Genomic DNA, 3,995 nt, shown 5'->3' with positions numbered 1-3,995 from the left:
GGCAGTTCTTTTAAATTTTTTTGCTGTTTTCACTTATTTATGGTGCCACTCGCCTTTTTATTGTTTTATCCTATTCCATCGGGTTGATCTGTTACTTAACCTTCTGCCCACACCTCACAGAACAAAGCTTCCCCCAATAATCCGTTTGTACACAATCCGGCTTTTCTTGGAAAGCTTCCCACTGCTTATCCCCTCTTAGTACTTAATCATTGGTATAGTTCACTTAACATAAGGCTCTAGGGGCTCCCTGCATATTTGAGCAAATTATCTAAAAATATTTCGCATGTAAAGTTCACCATCGCTGATACCTCTACACAGGCGACAGTGTTTTAGGGCACAACAGGTGAAATTTTTCTAACACATTTCTGTTGTCCAATGAGAAAGCAGAGGGTATTGATAAGCTGTAAGAAGATCCATGGTTTCAGCCAATGGCAATCCCACCACATTGGAATAAGAGCCAACGATATGCACCACAAAAGCACCGGCTTTTCCCTGAATAGCGTAACCACCGGCTTTTCCCTGCCATTCTCCAGAAGCAAGATAGGCATCCATTAATGGAGTCGTGAGACGCCGAAAACGAACACGACTTTCGACCAATTTTACTGTTATTTTTCCTGCTTCATTGAGCGCACAAACAGCACCATAGACTTTGTGAGAACGCCCAGAGAGAAAACGCAAACATTCATAAGCCTCATCTTCACGCTCTGGTTTAGGGAAAATAGTGCGCCCCACTGCCACCACGGTATCAGCAGCCAAGATGATCCTTTTCTGTGCCCTGCTCTGTTGTTCATTTTGGCAGCGCCATAGCAAAATCTCTTGTGCTTTAAGCGCTTTTTCTTTTGCCAAACGTTTTGCAAGATTGCTAGGGTGTTCTCTTAACTTTGCTGTTTCATCGATATCGGTTACACAAACTTCATGGGGTTCAAGACCAATCTGCGCTAAGAGCATCAAACGCCGTGGAGAAGCGGAAGCGAGCACCAATTGGATTTCTTGGATATTTTCCCTCACAGATTCTTTCCCTAAGAAGGTTTTCTTTAAACTTATCAATTTTTGCCCCCTCAGAATAACAGCCCCCAGCCAGTTTATTCTAGCGCTATCAATAGCCCTAACACATTGATATTAACCATTGTAATGCCTTTTGAAGATCGCTTTAATTTTTCTCTCTTTTAAAATTTAAGAAGAAGCATACAACCATTTGAGCAAGAAGAGCAACATTTTTGAAAACAAAAAACACCCATAATTTACTTATAGCGATAGATAATACGCCCTTTTGTTAAATCATAAGGGGTCATTTCCACCATGATTTTATCACCTGCCAACACACGAATGCGGTTTTTGCGCATTCTTCCGGCAGTATGGGCGATAATTTCATGATCATTTTCCAATTTCACACGAAACATCGCATTCGGTAAAAGCTCAGTCACGATACCAGAAAATTCCAAAACTTCTTCTTTTGACATAAAAAACAATATCCTTAAATAAAAACAATATCCCTGTGCGTATAATTTTTTTAGCTCTGTGTCTTAATTCAGGGGTCATACCCTATTTTGTTAGTTTTGTGAACAAAAATTCAACACAAAGGCAAAGGTTTTGTGTTTATGCTCTAGCATTCTTAAAAATCTTCACCCTCCAACATATGCGTTTTTCGATTATAACAATTTTATTAATATATCTTTTCGCAAACGCCTTTTGCCTTATTTTTCCCACCAGAAGCTATTCTCCATGCAGCAAACCTTCACTCCAATCTCTCATATCCCATTCTCTCACCTAAAACAGCCAAACCGACCATTCACCAGTTTTCATTCACCACACTCAGCCATTTTTCCCGTGCATCTCTCACCTACAATGCTATCATGCAACCACCCTCAGCAATTTATCAGGCATCCTTGCCGCACAATGACAAAAGCAGACAGAATGCATAAATTTGTTATATTTTTACATTTTTCAACATTTACAGAAAAAAGCAAATCTTTAAAAACGCATAACATGAGAATGTTTTAAATATCTCTCTTTCCCCTTATCGTTTTCTTTTAAAGCGATCTCATACCCCCACTTAGCTCTTGGGCATTCATAGCTCTACCTTATTTGCACAAAGCAACACCAAAAACACCTGCTTCCAGCTTTAAACGACCATACCCTCAAGCCCCACTCACCCATGTAAGGCCGATTAGAAATGCAAGACATATTTTAAAGAGACTTTTTCTAACAGTTTTGAGCGGATGATGCAGAAAACAGAAAAAACATTCGCATAAACAAGGCACAATTTCTACACAGTGACTCTTACTCTCTCTTTTATACATTGAACAGCTTTCTGTGTTTGATAAATAAAGCGTACCCCTATGAGGGGGAATAACCGCTTAAATATTTGCTAATTTGCATGCGTATAGGGATACAACAACCAAGATAGCCAGTTTATTACGCCGCCATTTAAGAAACAGCATTAAAATATCTGGCCTTCTCTTGAACAAGCAAGGATTTTTCATGAGATCATGCGTTATCTTAAGGCCTATAGCGAATGAAGCATAGAAAAAACAGGTTCATTGTTTACAAACAGAGCTTTAGAGAAAGTGATCACGAATAATCTTCTCAATTTCAATTCCAACACTCTAGAAGTGAATTCTTCAAAACAGGCGCAAAGCCTCCATAAACATTAAACTATAAATTTTGTGAGCGCAGAATTAAAAAAGCGAGAAGAGCAGGAAATTTTTTCACCTCAAAGAGCAAGATTTTAAGAAAAGAATTTTTCACAGGAGCTACGTGCTAAGTTTTCAGCGCCTAAAAGCCTAGCTTTGCATAAGATTTTAGCTGTCAAAAATACATATGAATAGGCTGACACAAAGTGTCTTTTTATAGGAAAAGCTGAAGAATTTTTTATGATTCTACAATCTTTTGCAAAAAGCGACAACCTCAACATTGTTGACGAATATCGTCGCTTTTTTAATCTCACCATTAAGATATTTATCCGGAACTTTTATCGACTTTAAGATGAGGAAGGAAACCAAACTGACAACAACTCATATTCGACTGGATCATCAGCACACTGCCCAGCGCCACATTCAAGGATGGTAGAAACCAAATTTGCTGCAATTAAGAAGACAAACAAGAAGGTTGCCATTTTATACAAAACTGGAAAAGGAGAAAATATTTTAAATTTGTGCGCCAATTCGCTCAAAATCATAATAACGGAAACGGCGATAATACAAAGAACAGCGATGATAAAAGCCCAAGTATAAAAGTGCAATCCAAAGAATGTTGAACCATATCCAAGATCATCTGGAGTTATATGCAAAAACACTTGCCTCGCAGCCACAACACTGGTTACCATACAACCAAGAATAACCATACCATAATGGGTATTTTTCACTTTATGATGAATATTGAGTAAAAAGCCAAATCCAGCCAATATCAAACCGACTCGTTGAAGTAGACAAAGGGGACAAGGCAGCTCAAACTTTACCAACTGATAATAAAAAGCCACGATCAAGACTATTGACAATCCAATAAGTCCTAAGGTATTCATAAATATAACAAAATGATGATTTTTTTGTTCAACGGGTTCCATGACTATTTCTCTCAAAAAGACAAGTTTAAAGTGGAAGTTGCGTGATGATTAAAAGTGAGAAGAATGACAACAAACAAAATTGCCCACAAGGCGTAACTGATATTTTCCTTACCATAAATGGTTGTTACTGCTGCACCCAAAGCAATTAAAAATGGGAAAAACATGGCGTAAAATCTCCTTTATTATTTTGCTATGTAACATATGACAAAATAGGGCAAAAAAGAGACGCTCAATTTATTATTCACAATTCAGCCTTCTCTTTTATTGTCTCCAAAGCACATAGCCTTTGGCACTAGAGAAAACAAAAGCGCATATAGAGCAGTGAAAATAGAGATCAACAAAAAAGGGAGAAAACTGGAAAATCCAACCCTATTACCGCTTTTTCTATTTCTCATCGATTTCCCCATCCAGCAGCCCCCCACCCACCAACAAC

General features: G+C 38.1%; 4 protein-coding genes. All 4 read right to left on the bottom strand.

Annotated elements, in window-relative coordinates; genetic code table 11:
- Positions 1–354 precede the first annotated feature (354 nt).
- On the bottom strand, positions 355–1,047 hold the full coding sequence (locus tag BN202_RS05340; protein ID WP_019219572.1) for a Maf family nucleotide pyrophosphatase: 693 nt from the start codon (positions 1,045–1,047) through the stop codon (positions 355–357).
- 194 nt (positions 1,048–1,241) lie between these two features.
- Positions 1,242–1,460 (bottom strand): translation initiation factor IF-1, encoded by a 219-nt coding sequence (gene infA, locus BN202_RS05335; RefSeq protein ID WP_004856585.1) that lies wholly within the window; start codon positions 1,458–1,460, stop codon positions 1,242–1,244.
- Positions 1,461–2,980: 1,520 nt separating this feature from the next.
- Positions 2,981–3,562 (bottom strand): disulfide bond formation protein B, encoded by a 582-nt coding sequence (locus BN202_RS05330; protein ID WP_019219571.1) that lies wholly within the window; start codon positions 3,560–3,562, stop codon positions 2,981–2,983.
- An 11-nt stretch (positions 3,563–3,573) separates the two neighbouring features.
- Entirely contained in the window at positions 3,574–3,726 is a 153-nt protein-coding gene (locus tag BN202_RS09750; RefSeq protein ID WP_019219570.1) for a DUF5993 family protein, read from the bottom strand.
- Positions 3,727–3,995: the final 269 nt, after the last annotated feature.

Source organism: Bartonella florencae (assembly GCF_000312525.1).
Lineage (GTDB): Bacteria > Pseudomonadota > Alphaproteobacteria > Rhizobiales > Rhizobiaceae > Bartonella > Bartonella florencae.
The sequence above is the reverse complement of the archived record's forward strand: the minus strand, read 5'-3'. Positions and strand labels throughout refer to the sequence as shown.

Excerpts from the sequence above, each read along its gene's own strand:
- infA (WP_004856585.1), bottom strand. The coding sequence starts at position 1,460 with ATGTCAAAAGAAGAAGTTTTGGAATTTTCTGGTATCGTGACTGAGCTT.
- BN202_RS05330 (WP_019219571.1), bottom strand. The coding sequence starts at position 3,562 with ATGGAACCCGTTGAACAAAAAAATCATCATTTTGTTATATTTATGAAT.
- BN202_RS09750 (WP_019219570.1), bottom strand. The coding sequence starts at position 3,726 with ATGTTTTTCCCATTTTTAATTGCTTTGGGTGCAGCAGTAACAACCATT.